This is a genomic window from Candidatus Leptofilum sp. (assembly GCF_965223285.1).
In the GTDB taxonomy this organism is placed as follows: domain Bacteria; phylum Chloroflexota; class Anaerolineae; order Promineifilales; family Promineifilaceae; genus Leptofilum.
This window is the reverse complement of sequence record NZ_OZ244997.1, coordinates 5412336-5431854: the sequence shown is the minus strand read 5'-3', so window position 1 is coordinate 5431854 and position 19519 is coordinate 5412336. Positions and strand designations below refer to the sequence as shown.

Below are 19519 nucleotides of genomic sequence, written 5' to 3'. Positions count from 1 at the left end.
CAATTAAGCCGACCTTATTGTGATTATTACTTACTGGTAGCTGCTGATATATTTTTATTGTGGCTACTAAAATCGCTCCATTCAATTTCAGAAGTTCCAGCACGTTCCGCTTGAATAGCTCGAATCGCTTCAGCAATATGTGGATTTGTTCTATCCATATCCACATTTTTGATGTCATCAATTAGTTCTAGTTCTTTGTTTTCCATAAAAGCACTCTCCTTATCTGAAATCTACTTAGGAGCTCAAAAAATCAACCGAGAAGATATAAAAACAGGAGAATCATGTTTCAAAGTCAGAATTAAGATGTAGCTTTTTGCTGAATTTAATCTTCCGAAAGAAGGCTAGATTAACTTTTTGGACTCCAAGATGGCTTGGATGCACGCTAAAAAAATTATATAGAGTTAGCAGAATTGGTGCAAACAATATGCGACTTTTAGGCAATACACTTTTGCTGGGAAGTTTTAATGAGAAGAATCTTTAAATTTCCTGGCGCTCGAAGAGGGCCACGGCTGTTACCAAAAACACCAAAATCAGCACCCCATTCGCCGCCAGGGCTGCGCCGCTGAACGGCACGTCGCCCGGCAAGCCAAGCTGTGATGCCCAGCCCACCAGCGCACCGGGGAAGAAGTTGGCCGCCTGCGGAATGCTGCCCAAAATCAGCAGCAAAATCGCACCGAGCAAGGCCAGGCCAGCCGCCCCGCCCGTGCTTTTGCCCAACGTGCTGCCCAAGAGGGTAACGGCCGTATACACCAACGTCCACAGCCAGAGCAAAAAGCCGCCAAACAAAAACGGCCCAAACGCCAGCGGTTCAAACAAAACCAACGTGTAGTAGTACGTTGCCAGCGTTCCTAGCAGCAAGGCCACAAAGTAAATCACCCCTTGTGCCGTAAATTTACTCAGCAAGAATGCCCAGCGGGGCAGCGGCTTGCTCAAAATGATCGCCGCCGTGCCGTTACTTTTTTCGCCAGCCACTGCGCCCATCCCCAGCAAAATGACCAGCACAAAGCCAAACTGGGTCAAATTGCGGATGTATTGGCTCACCGCGTCGGCCGAGGTCGGTTCGGGGATGAGTCCGGCAAACTGCTCGGCTCCCGGCGTGTTCTGCAGCAGTTCCGGGGTGAATTTGGCAATCAGCGGTGAGGCAAGGCCAAACAGCACAAAGACGGCCACCATCACCAGTGCGCGGCGAGTGCGCCATTGTAGGGTGAGTTCGTGGGCGACGGCCGTTCCCCAAAGCCGAAGCTCCTCTTTCCACGACAACCCAGCCACAGTCGTAGCTTCGGCAGGCCACTGCCGCCACAGCCAAATCGCACCGGGCAAGGCGATAGCCAGTAAAATTAGCTCGATCCAGATAGCATCTAAAAATTGCGCGGCATAAACGGCCGTTGCGTCCAAGAATGCGTGCAACGCCGCACCCAGCAGCATCGGCCACACCTGCCTCGTTTTGAATGCCCGCCACACCAGCACAGAAATGGTCACGTGCAGGGTGATGGCAATGAGCCGCTCAAACACGCCCGCAAAAACCACCCACGGGGTTTCGGTAATGGCGACAAGCTGCTCAGAAACGGCCGTCATCTCCGCCGCCGTCATGCCCAGCGTCGTTAAATCCACATTGCGGATGGCCCACAGCGAACTGAGCGACCCAGCCAGAAATATCCCGCCAATAATCATCGCCTCGATACCGCCATGCCCCAAACCGACCAGCACGCCGTCCTCAAATCGCTCCGCCAGCTTGCGGCGGAAGAGGAACCAGTAGCCCAGCACGCGGGCGACTGTCTCGCTGATTCCAGCCGAAAGACCCAGGATAACGGCCGTTCGCCACAAATTCGGCGCGTTTGGCGAAACTTCACCAATCACGCCCAAATCGGTTAGCCAATTGTTGAGCGGAATGTGGTACGTCTGCGAGCCAACAAAGGCGAGCATCCCCAGGCAAAAGAGCAGCCACGGCACCGCAAACCGCCGTCGTAGCCAAACGGCCAGCCCCAGTGGGATGAACAACATGAGCAAAACTGCGAATGTGAAGAGAAAAATTGTCATTTTTGTTATCCGTTATCGGTAATCTTTGCATTTAGCGGGTAGGATTCTCTGGTAGGGGCAGACCCCCGTGTCTGCCCAATTGCGGGTGGGCACGGGGACCCACCCTTACCGCCACCTGTTAACGATCACTGATCGAGAGGAATATTTCTTCCAGAGACGGCCGTTTCCATTCAAACTTCCTAAGCTGCACCTGGTTTTCGGCCATGAGCGGCAGAATAGCTTGCTGTGCCGTCGCCATGTCGTGAACATGCAGATGGAGACGGCCATTTTCCTGATCAATTTGCTGCACCCACGACTGATTTTGCAGGATGGGCAGCAGGTGCGGAACGGCCGTTGGTGAACCCGCTGCCACTTCCAGTAGCACACTGTCCGTGGCGTACTTATTCATCAGCTCATCCCGGCCAGCAACCAGCACCAGTTCCCCGTCGTGAATGATGCCAATCGTGTCACACACCCGCTCCACGTCTGCCAAGATGTGGCTGGAGAGGAAGATGGTCACCTGCCCACGCAGCGTTTGCAGCAGGGCCAGCAGTTCATGCCGCCCGGCCGGGTCCAGCGCACTCGTTGGCTCGTCCAAAAAGAGGACTGGGGGCTCGTGCAGCAACGCCTGGGCGATACCCAACCGCTGCACCATGCCACCGGAGAAGCCCCGAATCGGCCGTTTCGCCGCGTCGGTTAGCTTCACCAACGTCAGCATTTCCTCGATGCGGCACTGGCGGGCAGCCTTGTCCATCTGGAACAGCTTGCCCACATAATCCAGATATTCTCGCGGCGTCATCCAGCTATAAAATGCCGGGTCTTGCGGCAAATAGCCAAAGCGGCTACGGGCTGCGCTGTTGGCGGTAGTTGTTTCTACGCTATCTACCCAGGCGCGGCCACTGGTTGGCACAGCCAGCCCGGTCAATAGCCGGATGGTGGTGGTTTTACCCGCCCCGTTACGCCCCAAAAAGCCAAAAATCGAGCCTTTGTCAACGGTCAGGTTAAGCGGCTTAAGAGCGTGAACCTCGCCGTACTGCTTGCTCAGACTCTCACAGCGAATTGCAACGTTATCCATCGCTTAAGCCTCGTCCCGCCCCACCAACAAGTAGATGATCGGTCCGATCATGTTGACAAGCAAAATCACCAGCACCCAGACCCATTTAGGGCCGCGCGTGTTGTCCCGGCGCATTAGATCAATCAGGGCAAAAATAATCAGCACCAGTTGAATGATGAAGATTGGGATGAGCAAAGGTAAGTTGTTGGTTATAAATTCCATTTTTGTTTACTCCATATGTTACTGTTGCAAGTTTGCATGTTTGCAAGTTTTATGACTCTTTTTTCCCTTCGGGTAAAGGTTGGGAAACGATGGCCAGTTTGCGGCGGGAACGGCCGTTGCCTGGTTCATTCCCTAGCAGCTTAAGCATCGCTGTGTTGATAGCATGCTGAAAGCTGTCTAGCTCCGCTTTGGTGGCATAAAACGTCACCTCAGTGTAGCCAGTCCGGTCAGCCACCATGTCAATCGGGTCGTTCTCAGTGACATAGCGTGCATAATCTTGCACCAGCGTCAGCGCGTATGTCGTAAAAAAGCGAATATGGTCATCGACAGACAAAGCCGCCATATCGTCTGGCCCTAACCGGGGTGGCTGGTCTAGCCGATACGTTTTTTCTTGAATCCCATTCACCAACCGGGTGTCTGCAACCACAATGAGCGCATGGTCCAGCAGCAGCTTCAGGTGGCGGTAGATGGATGATTTTGGCGTACCGGGCAAGCGGTCAGCAATCTCTTGGGTTGTTAATGTTTCTGTGCCAAGTGCTTGCAATATCTGAAAGCGAACCGGGTGAATGACAAGTTCAATTTTCCGCAAAACAGTCTCCATTATTAAATTTGATAATGTTTCCAGATATGATAATAAAAAATACGGCCGTTGTCAAGATCATTCGTCTGAAACAGCGCAGTTGAATGAAGCAAACGAACCTGATACACTGGATGTGAACGCTCACGGAGGAGGTAACCCAAGTGAAAAGAACCACAATCGAAGATGTTGCTGCCCTAGCCGGTGTCTCACGCCAAACCGTTTCACGGGCTATCAATAACAAAGGCGAAATCAGCAAAGCAACCAAAGAAAAAGTGATGGCCGCCGTTGCCGAACTGGGCTACCAACCCAATCGGCTGGCACAAGGCATGGTAACCCAGCGCACCCGCACCGTGGGCTTGGTAGTGCCAGACATTACCAACCTGTTCTTTCCAGAAGTTGCCCGGGGCGTTCAGGATGAAGGGCGCCTGCACGACTATAATGTTCTGCTGTGCAACACCGATGACGAACCGGAAGAAGAAATCAAAACAATGTATTCATTGGCGGCGCAAAGGGTGGATGGCATTATCTCGATGGGCAGCAAGGCACCAGAAGAGCAGCTCATGCGGTTTGCCAACACGTTCCGCCCTATCGTTTTAATCAATCGCCTATTTGAGCATGATCACGTTTCAGTCATCAACGTGGACAATTTCAAGGGCGCACAACTCGCCGTAAACCACTTGTTAAACCAAGGGCATCGGCAAATTGGCATGTTGGTAAATCAGGATTTCACCCGTAGCCAAGTGCGTCGGGTACAAGGGTACCAACAGGCACTTGCAGAATTTGATCTGCCGCAAAACGAATCGTACATTGTAGATGGCGCCCCCACCCTGCAAGGCGGCTACGCAGCCCTCAAACAGTTGCTCAGCCAAAGCCCGGAGGTTACGGCCGTTTTCACCTACAACGATCTGATGGCCCTCGGCGCCATCCGTGCTGCTCATGATTTAGACAAAAAGGTGCCAGATGACGTGGCCATTATGGGCTTTGACGACATTGGCATGGCTGCTATGTTTACCCCATCTTTAAGCACGGTGCGTGTGGATAAATATGCTATTGGCCAAATTGCGATGCGCCGCCTGCTGGAAATGCTTGATAATCCAAATGAGCCAGTTCAAACAATCAATATTGACATCGACCTCGTCATCCGAGAATCAACCAACTAATCTCATAAAAAGATAACAAGTTACCAGTTGTGCAAACTGCCTTAAATTGCCCTTGACAATTTAGGCAAGATTCTGTACTCTTACCAAACCGTGAACGTTCACGGGAACGCTCACACTATAGCCTGGAAGAGAAAAGCTTTACCCACAGTAGCACATACAAAACAAATTAGGATAACCATAAGGAAGGAGGTCTGGATGAGTACAACGACCATACCCGTACAAACTGCGCCAAGCCGCGTACAAACATGGCGCAAAGCATGGTTTAACCGAGAAACAGCCGCAGCCTGGATATTTCTCCTGCCCAGCCTCATTGGTTTCATTGCCTTCTATGCTGTGCCGGCTGCCAGAGCCGTCAGCATTAGCTTCACCGATTGGGACCTTCTAACTGACCCCCAAAATATTGGACTGGAGAATTACTCCCGACTGATTGCAGACGAAGATTTTTGGCAATCCCTCCGCGTGACTTTTGCCTATGTCCTCTTTAACATCCCCATTCAAACGATGATTGCCCTGGTCATTGCCGTCTTGATGGACCGCTTCACAAAATCCATTGTGGTGCGCGGCATTATGATTCTGCCCTGGCTTATGCCCAACGTTGTGGTAGGACTGCTGTGGCTCTGGCTGCTCGATCCATCACTGGGCATCGTTAATGTTTTCATCGAGTGGCTAGGCTTTTCCAGTGTGCCATTCCTTACCGGTACCAATTATGCCCTCCCCTCCATTGCCGGCATCAATATTTGGCGGCACATGGGCTACACCGCGCTGCTCATCTTTGCCGGACTTCAAGCTATTCCTGGCAGCGTGTATGAAGCAGCAGCCATTGACGGGGCCTCTGAATTACGTACTTTCTGGAGCATCACCATTCCCTTGCTCCGCCCGGTGCTCGTCTTTGTGCTGGTCACCTCCATCATCGGCTCCTTCCAAATTTTCGACACAGTAGCAATTACCACCGAAGGTGGGCCAGTAAACGCGACGGAAGTGTTGAACTGGTTTATCTATGAACACGCATTTGTGCGGTTTAACATGGGATATGCCACGACGATTTCAGTTGTGCTGTTCCTAATACTTATTGTGGTGAGCGTGGTGCAAATGCGCATCATGCGGGCCGACGAATCTGATTTGTAATCTGTAATCGTTTGGAGGAACTTTCTCATGGCAAATGCAACCGTACCAACCGACGCATCACGTCCACAGGCAGGCTTTAACTGGGGGCGGCTCTTTACGGCCTTGCTCCTGGCTCTGATTATTTTTGTCACCTTATTCCCTTTTTGGTGGGTGATTCGGACGGGGCTGACCAGTTCCAGGCTGGTTTTCACAGACACGAGCTCGCTGCTCCCCGTTGGAGCCACGCTAGATAACTTTATACGGGTTTTGGGACTGGTGGACACAGAAACGGCCGTTGCTGCCGGTGGCTCTGGCCAATCCATCAACTTCTTCCTATTCCTGCGAAACTCAATTATTGTCTCTACGATCATCGCCGTCGGTCAGGTATTCTTTAGCTCATCAGCAGCGTATGCCTTCGCTCGACTTAAGTTTCCCTTCCGGGATCAACTCTTCTTTCTCTACATCTCAGCCCTCATGGTCCCGGCCATCGTCACCCTAATTCCAAACTTCATTCTGATGCGTCAATTAGAGTGGCTAAACACCTTTGCTGGTGTAGTGGCTCCCTACCTGCTCATGACACCGTTTGCTGTCTTCTTTTTGCGGCAATTCTATTTGGGTATCAATCGCGAAATCGAAGAAGCGGCCAAAATTGATGGAGCCAACATCTTTGCCGTCTATTGGCGCGTCATTCTGCCCATCAGTCGCCCTCCACTCATCACGTTGGGCATCATCACCTTCATCCAATCGTGGAACGAATATTTATGGCCACTCATTGTGGGTAAAGAGGAAGGCGTGCGCGTATTAACCGTTGCCTTGGGCATTTTCCGGTCTCAAACGCCACAAGGCGCACCAGACTGGAGTGGCCTAATGGCAGGCACCACCCTGGCCATCATCCCCACCCTTATCCTGTTCTTCGTCTTAGGGCGACGGGTGTTGGATTCAATCCAATTTACGGGTTTCAAATAGGGAATCTCACAGTTCCCTACGTTTGGGGAAAAGTTCGCTTGGCTTAGAAAAAACCAGATCAAGTTTAAACTTTTCTCCCTTTAGCATTTCATATTTCACATTTCTTAAAGGAGAAGAAAATAATGAAAAATGCACGACGAATTTCTTGGCTAGTATTGGCATTGCTGCTTGGTTTCATCCTGGTAGCTTGCGGCGGTGGCGAGTCAGACACCGAAACGGATGCTTCTAGTGACAGCTCCAGCAGTGATTCGGATGCCAGTGATGAAGCAGTGGATGATGAAGAAACGATGGACGTCACCATTCGCTATGCGCTGTGGGATGCCAATCAGCTACCGGCCTATGAGCAATGTGCGAACGATTTTATGGCTGCCAATCCAAATATCACCATTGACATCAGCCAAAGCGGCTGGGGCGACTATTGGAATGATATTCAAACCGGTATGGTCGCGGGCACAGCGCCAGATGTTTTCACAAACCATCTTGCTAAATATCCGGAATTTGCTTCCAAAAACCAGCTAATCGACATTCAGCCATTTGTTGATGCAGATGGCGTGGATTTAGATGTTTATATTGGCGATCTTGCGTTGCTGTGGACGCGTGATGGCGCTCGGTTTGGCTTGCCCAAAGATTGGGACACGATTTCGATTGTGTACAACAAAGAAATGCTGGATGCCGCAGGCGTAACGGTTGATGAGTTGAACAGCGCTACCTGGAATCCGGAAGATGGCGGCACCTTTGAAGAAATCATGGCCAAGCTGTCTGTTGACGCCAATGGCAACAATGGTCTCAGCGCAGACTTTGACAAAGACGATGTCGCACAATATGGCTTTGTAACCGCTTACGATGATGGCGGTGGCGCCTACGGCCAAACGCAGTGGAGCTATCTGGCCGCAAGCACCGGGTTCAGCTTCATTGATAATCTGTATGCGACAGAATATCATTACGACGACCCCCGCTTCATTGCCACGATGGATTGGTACCAAAACATGATCACCGACAAAGGGTACAGCGCGCCTTTCACCGAGGTTGCTAGCCTGGGTGGTCAAGCCATCTTTAATTCTGGCCAAGCAGCCCTCATTTCTGATGGTTCCTGGATGATTGGTACCTACAACAACGATGCTAACTTCGAGTTTGGTTTTGCTCGGCTGCCCATTGGCCCAGAAGGTCGCAAAAGTATGTTCAACGGTCTAGCTGACTCCATTTGGAGCGGCACAGAGCATCCTGACGAGGCTTGGGAGTGGGTTAAATATTTGGCATCCCCTGAATGTGCCAATACGGTTGGCGAGTTTGGTGTTGTTTTCCCAGCGCAGGCAGACGCAGTTGATAAAGCGTTAGCTACCTATGAATCGCGCGGGCTGGATGTTTCTGCCTTCACGGAACAGGCTCTGGAAGAGAACGGCACTTTCCTATTCCCCGTTACCGATAATGCCTCGGATATCGCTTCTATCATGTCAGAAACGGTTCAGTCCATTCTGTTAGGTGATGCTGAACCGGCGGACGCTTTGCCCGTTGCAAACGAAGAGGTGAATGGTCTGTTTGAATAATTCTTAATTTGCTCTCTCATCTGTATGGTTTAATGTGCCGCTCCATAACCTGGGTGGGGCGGCGCATTAACCAACTTATAGTTTTATGAACGTGCATCGTTTTTTTGTGGGGATTTTAGGGGTCTTGATGATGTGGCAAGTTGGATGCGGCGACACGGCCGTTTCTTCCCAACTTATCCCCATCAACAGCACCATGACACCGCTGCCCGCCGACACGCAATGCAGCAATCAATTTGTTCCCCACCAATTGCCACACACAACCACCATTGCCAGCGAAACGGTAGAGATGTTCGACAGCAATGGTGCGGGATTGGCGATCAACGATCTGGACAACGATGGCGACATGGATGTGGTGCTGGCTAACCTGGGTGGGCCAAACAGCATATTGTGGAACAACGGCCGTTTTCAGTTCCAGGCACAATCGCTCAACGTGGGCAACTCCAGAGCAGTTAGCGTTGTGGATTTGCAGGGCGACGGCTGGGCGGACATTGCCGTGACCACCCGCACGGGCAGCATCATTGTGTGGCCCAATAACAACGGCACTTTTACAGATTACATCCCCCTGCCCGGCGTCGATGCGCCCGCTTACACAATGAGCTGGGGCGATCTGGATGCAGATGGAGATTTGGACCTAGTGACAGGCTCCTACGATGCCGGTCTGGAAAAGGATTTTGGCGACAGCTTTTTGTTTGGGGACGGTGGTGGCGTTTTTGTGTACCACAATGAAGATGGCAGCTTTAGCGAAACTAAATTAGCCGATGCTGCCCAGGCGTTGGCTCTACTTCTCGTCGATTTAAATGATGACGGCCGTTTAGACATCCTGGTGGGCAACGATTTTGCCGTGCAGGACATGGTTTGGCTGCAAACAGAAGCTGGCTGGGAGGCAGATATCCCGTTCAACGCCACCACTCACAGCACCATGAGCTTTGACGCTGCCGACATTAACAACGACGGTCGTCAGGAACTCCTGGCCACCGACATGAAGCCGTATCAATCCACCAGCGAGGTGATGGCCCAGTGGCAACCGATGATGGATATGATGATGCACGGCGAGATTGAGGACGATCCACAGGTGATGGAAAATGTTGTGCAGGTGGCGGATGCAGACGGCCGTTTTCAAAATCAGGCCAAGCAGTTGGGCGTCTCAGCCACAGGCTGGAGCTGGTCGGCCAAGTTTGGCGATTTAGACCAGGACGGCTTTCAAGATTTGTATGTGGTCAACGGTATGGCTGCGGCCGAACTGTTCAGCCATCTGCCCAACAACGAACTCATCGAAGAAAATCAGGTGTTCCGCAGCAACAATGGGCAAACATTTGACCCTATGCCGGGCTGGGGCCTGAACAGCCAAAACGGTGGGCGCAGCATGAACATGGCAGACATGGACAACGACGGTGATTTAGACATCGTGGTAAACAATCTGCTTTCGCCTGCCCAAATCTTTGAAAACCAGCTCTGTGGTGGGCATTCCCTTGTGGTGAACTTTACTTGGCGCGGCAGTCAAAACCAAGACGCCATTGGGGCAGTCGCACTATTGGAAACCAGCAACGGCCGTTACTTACGGGAGCTGCGCAGCAACAGCGGCTACCTTTCTGGCGACCCGGCCCAGCTACATTTTGGCTTCCCGCAGGATACAGAGCTACACTCTTTAGAAATTGTCTGGCCGGATGGAGAAAAATCTATACTCAATAATTTAACAGCCCAAACAATCGTGACGGTGGAACGGCCGTAACCAGCCCTTACCTGTAAAATTGAATTTACTCAAAATCTACATCCTTAATTGCTAAAGGAGGCATTTCACCATGCCAAAAATCACATTCATCGGTGCGGGCAGCACCATTTTTGCCAAGCGTCTCCTCATCGACATCCTAACCTTCCCAGAATTAGCAAATGCCACCATTTATCTGCATGACATCGACGAAAAGCGGTTAGAGACATCAACATTGGTGGCCAACAAAGTTGTGCAAGCGTGTGGCGCAACCGCCACCATTCAAAGCGGCACAGACCGACGCGAAGCATTGGATGGGGCCAAATATGTCATCACCATGATTCAGGTGGCTGGGTATAAGCCAGGCACCGTCATTGATTTTGAGATTCCTAAAAAATACGGGCTGCGGCAAACAATTGCCGACACGCTGGGCATAGGTGGCATTATGCGTGGGCTGCGTACCATCCCCGTACTACTAGATATTTGCCGCGATATGGAAGAGGTATGCCCAGACGCCATCCTTCTGCAATACGTCAACCCTATGGTGATGAACTGCTGGGCCATTAACGAAGCCACTAACATCAAAACCATTGGCTTGTGCCACAGCGTGCCCCACACGGCCGAATATTTAGCAACCGATCTAGGCATCCCCTACGAAGAGCTGAATTATCTGGTCGCTGGCATCAACCACGTTGCCTTTTTCCTGAAGCTGGAACATCAAGGCGAAGATTTGTACCCCAAACTATGGGATTTCGCGCAAAGCGAAGATCCACCCATTCGCCGACGAGGCATGGTTGATGCTGTTCGGTACGAAATGTTCCGCAGGCTGGGCTATTTTGTCACAGAATCGAGCGAACATTTTTCAGAATATGTCCCCTGGTTTATCAAACGGGGTCGGCCTGAACTCCTGACAAAATTTAATATTCCCCTGGATGAATATATCAACCGCTGTGAACGGCAAATTAGTGAATGGGATGATTTGCGTGAAAAGCTGCTCACAGAAGACGTGGTGCTGGAAATGGAGCGCAGCCAGGAATACGGCTCGCTCATTATTCACAGCATGGAAACGGGCCAGCCGCGCACCATTTACGGCAATGTTCCTAACAGTAGCCTCATTACAAATCTGCCGCAGGGTTGCCCGGTTGAACTACCCTGCCTGGTGGACAAAAATGGCATCCAGCCAACCCATATTGGCAAGCTGCCACCCCAATTGGCAGCATTGATGCAAACAAATATCAATGTACATCAATTAACCGTAGAGGCCGCTCTCACCCGGAAGCGAGAGCATATTTATCACGCAGCCATGTTAGACCCGCATACCGCTTCTGAACTAGACCTTGCCCAAATTCATGCAATGGTAGACGAATTAATTGAAGCGCATGGAGATTGGCTACCTGCCTATCATTAATCCATCCTTTTGGATGATTTTTGTGGTTTTTCGCGTAAACTTACCCTCATGAATACACATTTGGAATTTTCCATTGTCGGCATTCCGCTTAGCCGTCCCGAAATTGTTGATTTTTTTAAGTCGCCCAATGCAAAACCACACGGGCAGCAACTCTACATTGTAGGGCAACGGCCGTCTGCCACTGCCGAAGCCGCCTGGATCAAACGCATTTCAGAAACAGCCGTTCTCGCCATCACAGACCTGCTACAAATCGACGACCCGCATAACCATCTGATGCAAACAACCACGGATCGCCTGGTTCCTGTTGAATTTTTGGCTGAGTCTAACTTTCTCACGCGGGATTTGGGGGGCTGGGTGGCCAACTACTTTGGCATCATCGGCTACGAGCCACCGCTAACTACTGATGATCCCCTCCTAAAACATGCGAATACCCTGCATACTTACGGCCAGGACATCCGCTTTTTTGGGGCAGACCCGCAACAGGTTGCTGGCCGCCTGTATCAAGAAACAGGTTTGAAAATTGCAGATGTCGCCAACGCGATTTGCCATCTTCATCAAGCCCGCCATAGTTGGCTGGGTTCCGTACCCACACTGCAAACCCGCAAAGCGTACATCGATCATCTTTATCTGGATATTCTTGAAGGCCGGTTCCTGGCTTCATCAACCAATCCGGCCATTCCCAGCACCATTTTAATTGATGAGCTGATGGGGCAAATGGTTCTGGTTGAGCTGCAACGACGAACGGCCGTTGCCAACCAACAAAATCAGGTTGCCGATGAAATTGCCCAATGGCAACAAAACCATCGGGAAACGTCTGGCTTGCAGCTGATGCTCAAAGGTGAATATATTGTTGGCCGCCACCGGCGCAGCACCATTCTGTTGGCCCCAGCTTTGGGCATTGTGGTTAAACAGCCTGCCCCAGAACCATTTCATGAGATAGAGTTAGGGGCAAGAGTGGTTAACGGCCGTTCCGAAAATTGGCCCTACATCACCGAAGATGGCAGCTTGGTCACGGCCCGTGGCCGCGTCCGCCTAATCTTGGAAGAAAATCTGGTGCCACGCATTAGCCGCGCCTTCAACTACAACATGCAGTTTTCATCCCTGATGGGGCTTACCATTGAAACGTTTGTAAGCGGCGAAACCATCCAAGATACTGTCTTGGCCGATCACAGCCGCCTGACGGCAGAGCTGTATGAAGAAGTGATGTTGCACCAGCAGGTGTGTGAGCTGTTGGGGATTGAAAATGGCGATTGGCACGCGCCAAACTTCGTTGTGCGCCAATCCGATCAGGCCATTATTCACGTCGATTGGGGCGCGGCTCGCCCGCTGCGGCCGGACGAATATACGCCTGAAGGCAAGCAGGCCCGCATCGACCAGGTGAGCAATATGGCTTTCTCCTTCAAAAATGAAGCGTTGGCGGCAACGCTTAAGCGGCTGCACAGAGAACTATTGGCGGACGAAACGCGCATGGTACAATTAAAAAATCGCGCCAGTTCCCTAGCAAACCGAGCTTTATAAAATTGCATTGCCGTTCGACCTGAAAACCAGTATCCTCTGCACATTTGCACCGTTTACACCATTACTCAGCAGGAAAGAAACGTATGTCTACTTTTGATCCAACCGAACATCCGCATCGGCGGTTTAACCCTTTGATTGATGAGTGGGTGCAGGTGTCGCCCCACCGCATGAAACGGCCGTGGCAAGGCCAGGTAGAAAAAGCGCCGCCAGACAGCCGCCCCGCCTACGATCCAAAATGTTATTTGTGTCCCGGAAACGGCCGTGCCAGCGGCCACACCAATCCAAATTACACAAACACTTTCGTTTTCCCCAACGACTTTGCCGCCTTGCTTACAGATGTGCCACCCGCTGGCGAACCAACGCACGCTTTGCTGCAAACGCAGGCGGTGCGCGGTGAATGCCGGGTTGTTTGCTTCTCACCCCGCCACGACCTGACGCTGCCAGAGATGAGCTTGCCGGAGATTCGTGGCGTGATTGACACTTGGGCCACACAGCTTGTAGAGCTTGGCCAAACGTACCGCTGGGTGCAGGTCTTTGAAAACAAAGGGGCCATCATGGGCTGCTCTAACCCCCACCCGCACGGGCAAATTTGGGCACTAGACGCGCTGCCCAACGAACCAGCGGCCGAGGAGAAAGCACAGCGGCGGTATTTTGAAGCGAACGGCCGTCCACTTCTCATTGATTATGTCAATCTAGAACTCGAAAAACAAGAACGCATTGTGGTGCAAAATGAACATTGGCTGGCCGTCGTGCCTTATTGGGCGGTATGGCCGTTTGAGCTGCTGCTGCTGCCGCGACGCCACGTCCTGCGCCTGCCCGACCTTAATGACGACGAGCGGGATGCCCTGGCCGATATTCTGAAAAAGATGCTCACCAAATACGATAATCTTTTTGAAACTTCTTTCCCTTACTCGATGGGCTGGCACGGCGCACCATTTAACGACGGCACGCACGAACATTGGCAGCTGCACGCCCACTTTTACCCACCGCTGCTGCGCTCTGCCACCGTCAAAAAATTCTTGGTCGGCTACGAAATGCTGGGTGAAGCCCAACGTGACCTCACAGCCGAACAAGCTGCCGACCGCCTACGCAACCTTCCCAATGTACATTATAAAATGGCTGGATAATGAAAAATGCCGTAAACAATCGCCTAATTGATGGGATCATAAGCATTGTTGAAATGCTGTTTCCAGAGCGGGTGCGGGCGTATTATCTGACGGGCAGCTATGCAGAAGGCGCGGCCGTTCGCCAACAACTCCGCACGCTTATCGAAAAAACACCCTCATTTGAGAATCTCATCCTGGAACGAGGGAAATCTGTGTCCAACCAACAGGAGAATTAAAACATGGGTTTGCAACAAAAAGTAACGGCTACTTTTACCGAAAAATTCGGCACACCGCTGCCACTGTTGGTGCAGGCACCGGGTCGCGTCAACCTCATCGGAGAGCATACAGATTACAATGATGGCTTTGTACTGCCTATGGCCATTGACCGGGGCATTTGGTTGGCACTGCGCCCTCGCGACGATCATCAGGTTGCCATTGAATCACTTGATTTTGGGGAAACGGCCGTTTTCCACCTCACCAATCTGCAAAATACAAAATCCGGCTGGGCAGAGTACCTTAAAGGTGTCGCCTGGGCCTTGCAGGAAAATGGTTACGCGCTGCGCGGTTGGGAAGGCGTAATGGCGGGCAACGTCCCCAAAGGCGCGGGACTTTCCTCCTCGGCGGCACTGGAACTAGCGACGGCACGGGCGTTCCAGCAGGTGTCTGGCTTTGCCTGGGACGCCGCGCAGATGGCGAAGCTGAGCCAACTGGCCGAAAATAAGTGGGTCGGCGTGAACTGCGGCATCATGGATCAGATGATTTCGGCAGCGGGTGAAGCGGGTCACGCCTTGCTCATCGACTGCCGCACGCTGGTCACCGAATCGGTACCGCTCCCTCCCGCACCGGATGGATCGGGAACGGCCGTTGTCATTCTAGATACCACTACCCGACGCGGGTTGGTTGATTCTGCCTACAATGAACGGCGTGAACAGTGTGAAGCCGCCGCCGCTTACTTTGGCGTTCCCGCCTTGCGAGATGTCTCCATCAGTGAATTTTTGGCCGAAGCAGACAATTTAGAGTCGCTAACACGCCGTCGCGCCAAGCATGTGATTACCGAAAATTTGCGGACTCTCAATGCCGCCAAGGCGATGCAAAACGCAGACGCGCCACTGCTGGGCCAGTTGATGAATGAGAGCCACATCAGCATGCGGGACGATTTTGAAATTACAAATGATGAGCTAAACGTGATGGCCGAGGCGGCCCAATCTCACCCCGGCTGCTTTGGGGCGCGCATGACGGGGGGTGGTTTTGCTGGCTGTGCCGTTGCCCTGGTGCATGAAGATCATATTGACGATTTTGTAGCGGCCGTTTCCAATCAATACCGGCAGCAAACGAACCTCAAACCCAATATTTACGTCTGCCAACCCAGCGACGGCGCGTCTGTGATTACCCAAAATTGACAGGGGGTCTGCAAGATTAACTGTGTAAAACCAGTAATCAGTGACCAGTTTTGACTTCTACTGGCTCCACTGAATACTGAAAACTGTTTACTGAAATCTGAACCAAGGAGATCAACTCAATGAAAATTCTAGTCACTGGCGGTGCAGGCTACATCGGCAGCATCACTGTGGAGCGGCTTATCAAATCTGGCGCAGAGGTGGTGGTTTTTGACAATTTATACCAGGGTCACCGGGATGCAGTGCATCCTGACGCGGTGTTTATTCAGGGGGATTTGGCAGACAAGACGGCCGTTGAAGCGGCGATTGCCACCCACAAACCAGACGGCATCATGCATTTCGCCTCCTACACACTGGTGGGCGAATCGGTTGAGAAGCCCTTCCTTTACCTGCGCGACAACATTGTCAACGGGCTGAATTTGATTGAAGCGGCCATTGCCAATGGCGTGAAAGGGTTCATCCTTTCCTCTACCGCCAACCTGTTCGACGACCCGGAACGCATGCCAATTGATGAAGAGGAGCGCATCGTGCCCGGCAGCCCGTACGGCGAATCTAAATTCATTTTGGAGCGGTATCTCTACTGGATGGACCGGCTGTACGACATGCGCTACACCTGCCTGCGCTATTTCAACGCCTGTGGAGCCACCGAAACGCGCGGCGAAGACCACGACCCGGAAACCCACATCATTCCTTTGGTTTTAGAAGTGGCCCTGGGCCAGCGAGAAAAAATCACCATCTTTGGCGATGATTACGACACGCCAGATGGCACCTGCGTGCGCGACTACATCCACGTGGTGGATTTGGCTGAGGCCCACATTCTGGCCATGAAAGAAATCCTGAATGGCGGACACAGCCGAAAATATAATTTGGGAAACGGCCGTGGCTTCAGCGTCAAGCAAGTGATCGACACCGCCCGCGAGGTAACAGGTCATCCCATCCCTGCCGAAATTGGCCCCCGCCGTGCTGGCGACCCAGACATTCTCATCGCCAGCAGCGAAACCATCAACCATGAGCTTGGCTGGAAGCCCATCTACCCTGAGCTGCGCCAAATCATTGAGATGGCCTGGAAGTGGCACGTCGCCAATCCGAAAGGGTACGCGAAGTAGAAGGATTGTCTGTGTATGTCCAAACGTAAAAAATGGATTCTTGGTGCTGGACTGCTGGGTTCAGCATTATTCCTTCACAATCAGCAACTCACTAAAATCGCCCGCAAAACAGATACGCTCACGGCCAAAGCGATTGGGGAACTGAACGCTGCGTATCCGGGGCTGAACGCCGACTGCCACTTTATTGATGTGGACGGCATTATTTTGCACACCCTACTGGCCGGGCCGGAAGATGGGCCGCTGGCACTGCTGCTGCATGGCTTCCCGGAACATTGGGTTTCCTGGCGCAAACAGATTCCGGCATTGGCCCAGGCGGGGTATCGGGTCGTGGTACCAGACCAGCGGGGGTACAATCGCAGCAGCAAGCCGTGGGGGATACGGCCGTATCGCATCGACGCCCTCACTAAAGATGTGGCTGGGTTAATTGAGACGTTGGGACGAGAAACGGCCGTGATCATTGCCCACGACTGGGGCGGTGCGGTCGGTTGGCAATTTGCCGCCGACTACCCACAGATGACCGAGAAGCTCATCATCCTGAACGCCCCCATCCCAAAGCCTTTGGCCGAGAGCTTAACAAAGGGTGGGAACAGCGGCTCAAATCATGGTACATGCTCTTTTTCCAGCTGCCCCTGCTGCCAGAACTGGCATTTACCCTCAATCCCTACCAAACGGCCCGCCAATCGTTCCAGCAAATGACCAGCCAACCAGATGCGTTTACGGACGACGAAGTGGAAATGATGGCTGTGGCTATGAGCCAACCCCGCGCCATGACCAGCATGATCAACTGGTATCGCGCCATCCGCTACCAGCCCGCCAGCAAAGCCAATCGCATCGAAGCCCCCACCTTGCTCATCTGGGGCGAACAAGATTTTGCCCTTAGCCGCGACCTCACTGAAGATTTAGAGAAGTGGGTGCCAAACATTCAGCGGCATTACATCCCACACAGCAACCATTGGGTGCAAAATGAAGCCCCGGAAGAAGTAAACCGCGCAATTGTTGCGTTTTTGACCCCGTAAAAAGCATGGCTCTTTTTCTTCTTACCTCTCAACAGAAAACACTGTTGCGTACGCTCGTTGGCTTCATTGAGGCGGGCAAGCTGAAGGAGCCAATTGTACCTTTTCCAGCAAAAAAGCCCGCCAATCAATTTGTTATTTACATCCGTGGGGAAGAAAGTTTTCGTTTTAAGCGAATTAGCGATCTGGACAGCTTATGTGATGCGGGTTTGTTACGCTATCGGTGGAATCGGTTGGGGAATGGAAAGCTGTATTATGTGACAAAGGCAGGCGCAACGGCCGTTGCCAACAATTTCCAGTCCCCCACCGCCCCCTTTGGCGAAAACCTCTCACTTGCTCTGCTAGTTAGCACCCTGAGCGGTGGTCACATTGCGCTAAACGGCATTAAAGACAGCAAAACGGTGCGAGAGGTTGTAGATGACCCGGTTTTAAGGCATACGGCCGTTACCCAACTCATTGCCAGCCTGCAAAAAACGGCCGAACAGCTGCTCCCCTGGCCCGACTTCCGTAGCTACCACAAACGGACCCAGCAGCTAGAACAAGCCCTGCTCATCCCCAGGCCAAATTCCACTGAGCTAAAAACCATTTTCGAGGCACTCACCACGCCACAAACCGACCTCACCACCTGGCCCCAGCTTTGGGCGCACCTTTACCCCCTCCTCCTCATCGCCCATTTGCAGGCGGGAGAGAAAAGTTGACGCAAAGAGGCAAGGAAACAGAAAAGAGATTCCGCCTCTTTGCCTCCTTAAAAACTTTGCGCTCTTTGCGTTAAATATCTCTATCTCTGGTCGGTATCCTCACTTGCCACAAGGCGGCGGAGAATCCTCTTATTCGCCGCCTAAGCTCTGGATGGCGGGGTGAATAATATCAACTGCAGAATTCACTTCTTGTCTTGCCAATCCCCACTGCTGAAAGCCAATTGACGTTCCAGAATTATTGGTAATTGCCGTACGACAATTTTCTGCCATATCTCTGGTACCATTGCCAAATACATCAATAGCCGCTCGGTAAGAAGCATAAGCATTTTGGACAACAGGGCTGGCGCCACTCACATCGAAGGTTGGGGCAAGAACAACGTTGTCGTATGTGTCCACAACCGCTTGGCAGCTAATGCCGCCACTATTTAAAGCGGTGTCGATCATGCCGCCAAAATTTTGCATATTGGTACGCGTTTGCACCATCGTATTCAATAACGTTTCTTCTAGATTGGGTTCTGCGGCTGGTGGTGGTGCACTTTCCTGACTGGACGTAGTAGGAGCTGGTGTATTGGTAGGTAAGGGTGTGGGCGTCTGGGTGGGAACGGCCGTTACTTCCACCTCCACAATTCTGGTAACTTCTATCTCAACCTCTGTCGTGACTTCCACAGGGACTTCCACTTCACGGGTGACTTCAACTTCTCGCTCTACTTCCCGAGTGACCTCAACGAATCTTGTCACTTCAACATCGTTTTCGACGACTCTCGTTACTTCGACTGGCTCACTTGCACAAGCAACGAAAAACAGCAGGCTTATAAACAAAATTGGTAATTTTAGGTTCATTTTTCCCCCTTGCGGACTGGAAACATGACGACGCGGGGATCATAAACTAATTTTAGGTCTATCATCCATTACGCAGTCAAGT

The 19519-nt window shown here is 52.0% G+C and carries 20 protein-coding genes; 14 read left to right on the top strand and 6 right to left on the bottom strand.

Translation table 11 applies throughout. The annotated features are described in order from the left end of the window. Positions 1-26 precede the first annotated feature (26 nt). The 5 genes from ACOQPU_RS24380 to ACOQPU_RS24360 all read right to left on the bottom strand — a co-directional run bounded on the left by ACOQPU_RS24380 (position 27) and on the right by ACOQPU_RS24360 (position 3881). Positions 27-206 (bottom strand): hypothetical protein, encoded by a 180-nt coding sequence (locus tag ACOQPU_RS24380; RefSeq protein WP_420642433.1) that lies wholly within the window; start codon positions 204-206, stop codon positions 27-29. 271 nt (positions 207-477) lie between these two features. Further along, a complete protein-coding gene (locus ACOQPU_RS24375) occupies positions 478-2037 on the bottom strand; it encodes a YhfC family glutamic-type intramembrane protease (protein ID WP_420642432.1) in 1560 nt (519 codons plus the stop codon). A 118-nt stretch (positions 2038-2155) separates the two neighbouring features. Continuing rightward, the gene (locus tag ACOQPU_RS24370; protein WP_420642431.1) at positions 2156-3091 is read right to left on the bottom strand and encodes an ATP-binding cassette domain-containing protein; all 936 of its coding nucleotides are present in this window, start codon (positions 3089-3091) and stop codon (positions 2156-2158) included. Positions 3092-3094: 3 nt separating this feature from the next. Further along, complete coding sequence (locus ACOQPU_RS24365) at positions 3095-3292, bottom strand: PLD nuclease N-terminal domain-containing protein (protein WP_420642430.1); 198 nt, start codon at positions 3290-3292, stop codon at positions 3095-3097. 49 nt (positions 3293-3341) lie between these two features. Next, entirely contained in the window at positions 3342-3881 is a 540-nt protein-coding gene (locus tag ACOQPU_RS24360; RefSeq protein WP_420642429.1) for a helix-turn-helix domain-containing protein, read from the bottom strand. Positions 3882-4033: 152 nt separating this feature from the next. Here ACOQPU_RS24360 and ACOQPU_RS24355 point away from each other — a divergent pair, with 152 nt between their 5' ends. The 14 genes from ACOQPU_RS24355 to ACOQPU_RS24290 all read left to right on the top strand — a co-directional run bounded on the left by ACOQPU_RS24355 (position 4034) and on the right by ACOQPU_RS24290 (position 18597). Further along, positions 4034-5032, top strand: a complete 999-nt coding sequence (locus ACOQPU_RS24355; RefSeq protein ID WP_420642428.1) for a LacI family DNA-binding transcriptional regulator — start codon at positions 4034-4036, stop codon at positions 5030-5032. A 195-nt stretch (positions 5033-5227) separates the two neighbouring features. Then, on the top strand, positions 5228-6157 hold the full coding sequence (locus tag ACOQPU_RS24350; protein ID WP_420642427.1) for a carbohydrate ABC transporter permease: 930 nt from the start codon (positions 5228-5230) through the stop codon (positions 6155-6157). A 27-nt stretch (positions 6158-6184) separates the two neighbouring features. Continuing rightward, positions 6185-7102 (top strand): carbohydrate ABC transporter permease, encoded by a 918-nt coding sequence (locus tag ACOQPU_RS24345; protein ID WP_420642426.1) that lies wholly within the window; start codon positions 6185-6187, stop codon positions 7100-7102. A 122-nt stretch (positions 7103-7224) separates the two neighbouring features. After that, positions 7225-8646 (top strand): ABC transporter substrate-binding protein, encoded by a 1422-nt coding sequence (locus tag ACOQPU_RS24340; protein WP_420642425.1) that lies wholly within the window; start codon positions 7225-7227, stop codon positions 8644-8646. Positions 8647-8773: 127 nt separating this feature from the next. Next, complete coding sequence (locus ACOQPU_RS24335) at positions 8774-10375, top strand: CRTAC1 family protein (protein WP_420642424.1); 1602 nt, start codon at positions 8774-8776, stop codon at positions 10373-10375. 70 nt (positions 10376-10445) lie between these two features. Continuing rightward, positions 10446-11759 carry an alpha-glucosidase/alpha-galactosidase gene (locus ACOQPU_RS24330; protein WP_420642423.1) on the top strand — a complete coding sequence of 438 codons (1314 nt, stop codon included), beginning with the start codon at positions 10446-10448 and terminating at the stop codon, positions 11757-11759. A 48-nt stretch (positions 11760-11807) separates the two neighbouring features. After that, positions 11808-13277 carry a hypothetical protein gene (locus tag ACOQPU_RS24325; RefSeq protein ID WP_420642422.1) on the top strand — a complete coding sequence of 490 codons (1470 nt, stop codon included), beginning with the start codon at positions 11808-11810 and terminating at the stop codon, positions 13275-13277. 83 nt (positions 13278-13360) lie between these two features. Beyond that, complete coding sequence (locus tag ACOQPU_RS24320; RefSeq protein ID WP_420642421.1) at positions 13361-14404, top strand: UDP-glucose--hexose-1-phosphate uridylyltransferase; 1044 nt, start codon at positions 13361-13363, stop codon at positions 14402-14404. Further along, positions 14404-14619, top strand: coding sequence for a hypothetical protein (locus ACOQPU_RS24315; RefSeq protein ID WP_420642420.1), 216 nt, complete (start codon positions 14404-14406; stop codon positions 14617-14619). Before ACOQPU_RS24320 ends, ACOQPU_RS24315 begins: the two co-directional genes overlap by 1 nt. Before the next feature lie 3 nt (positions 14620-14622). After that, on the top strand, positions 14623-15783 hold the full coding sequence (galK, locus tag ACOQPU_RS24310) for a galactokinase (protein WP_420642419.1): 1161 nt from the start codon (positions 14623-14625) through the stop codon (positions 15781-15783). A 119-nt stretch (positions 15784-15902) separates the two neighbouring features. Next, complete coding sequence (gene galE, locus ACOQPU_RS24305) at positions 15903-16886, top strand: UDP-glucose 4-epimerase GalE (protein WP_420642418.1); 984 nt, start codon at positions 15903-15905, stop codon at positions 16884-16886. A 15-nt stretch (positions 16887-16901) separates the two neighbouring features. Then, positions 16902-17582, top strand: coding sequence for an alpha/beta fold hydrolase (locus ACOQPU_RS24300; protein ID WP_420642417.1), 681 nt, complete (start codon positions 16902-16904; stop codon positions 17580-17582). Then, positions 17579-17902, top strand: coding sequence for an alpha/beta fold hydrolase (locus tag ACOQPU_RS24295; protein WP_420642416.1), 324 nt, complete (start codon positions 17579-17581; stop codon positions 17900-17902). The genes ACOQPU_RS24300 and ACOQPU_RS24295 overlap by 4 nt, the downstream gene beginning before the upstream one ends. Positions 17903-17946: 44 nt before the next feature. Next, positions 17947-18597, top strand: a complete 651-nt coding sequence (locus ACOQPU_RS24290) for a hypothetical protein (protein ID WP_420642415.1) — start codon at positions 17947-17949, stop codon at positions 18595-18597. A gap of 129 nt (positions 18598-18726) precedes the next feature. Here the strand turns inward: ACOQPU_RS24290 and ACOQPU_RS24285 are convergent, their stop codons facing one another. Next, positions 18727-19437 carry a hypothetical protein gene (locus ACOQPU_RS24285; RefSeq protein WP_420642414.1) on the bottom strand — a complete coding sequence of 237 codons (711 nt, stop codon included), beginning with the start codon at positions 19435-19437 and terminating at the stop codon, positions 18727-18729. Positions 19438-19519 lie beyond the last annotated feature (82 nt).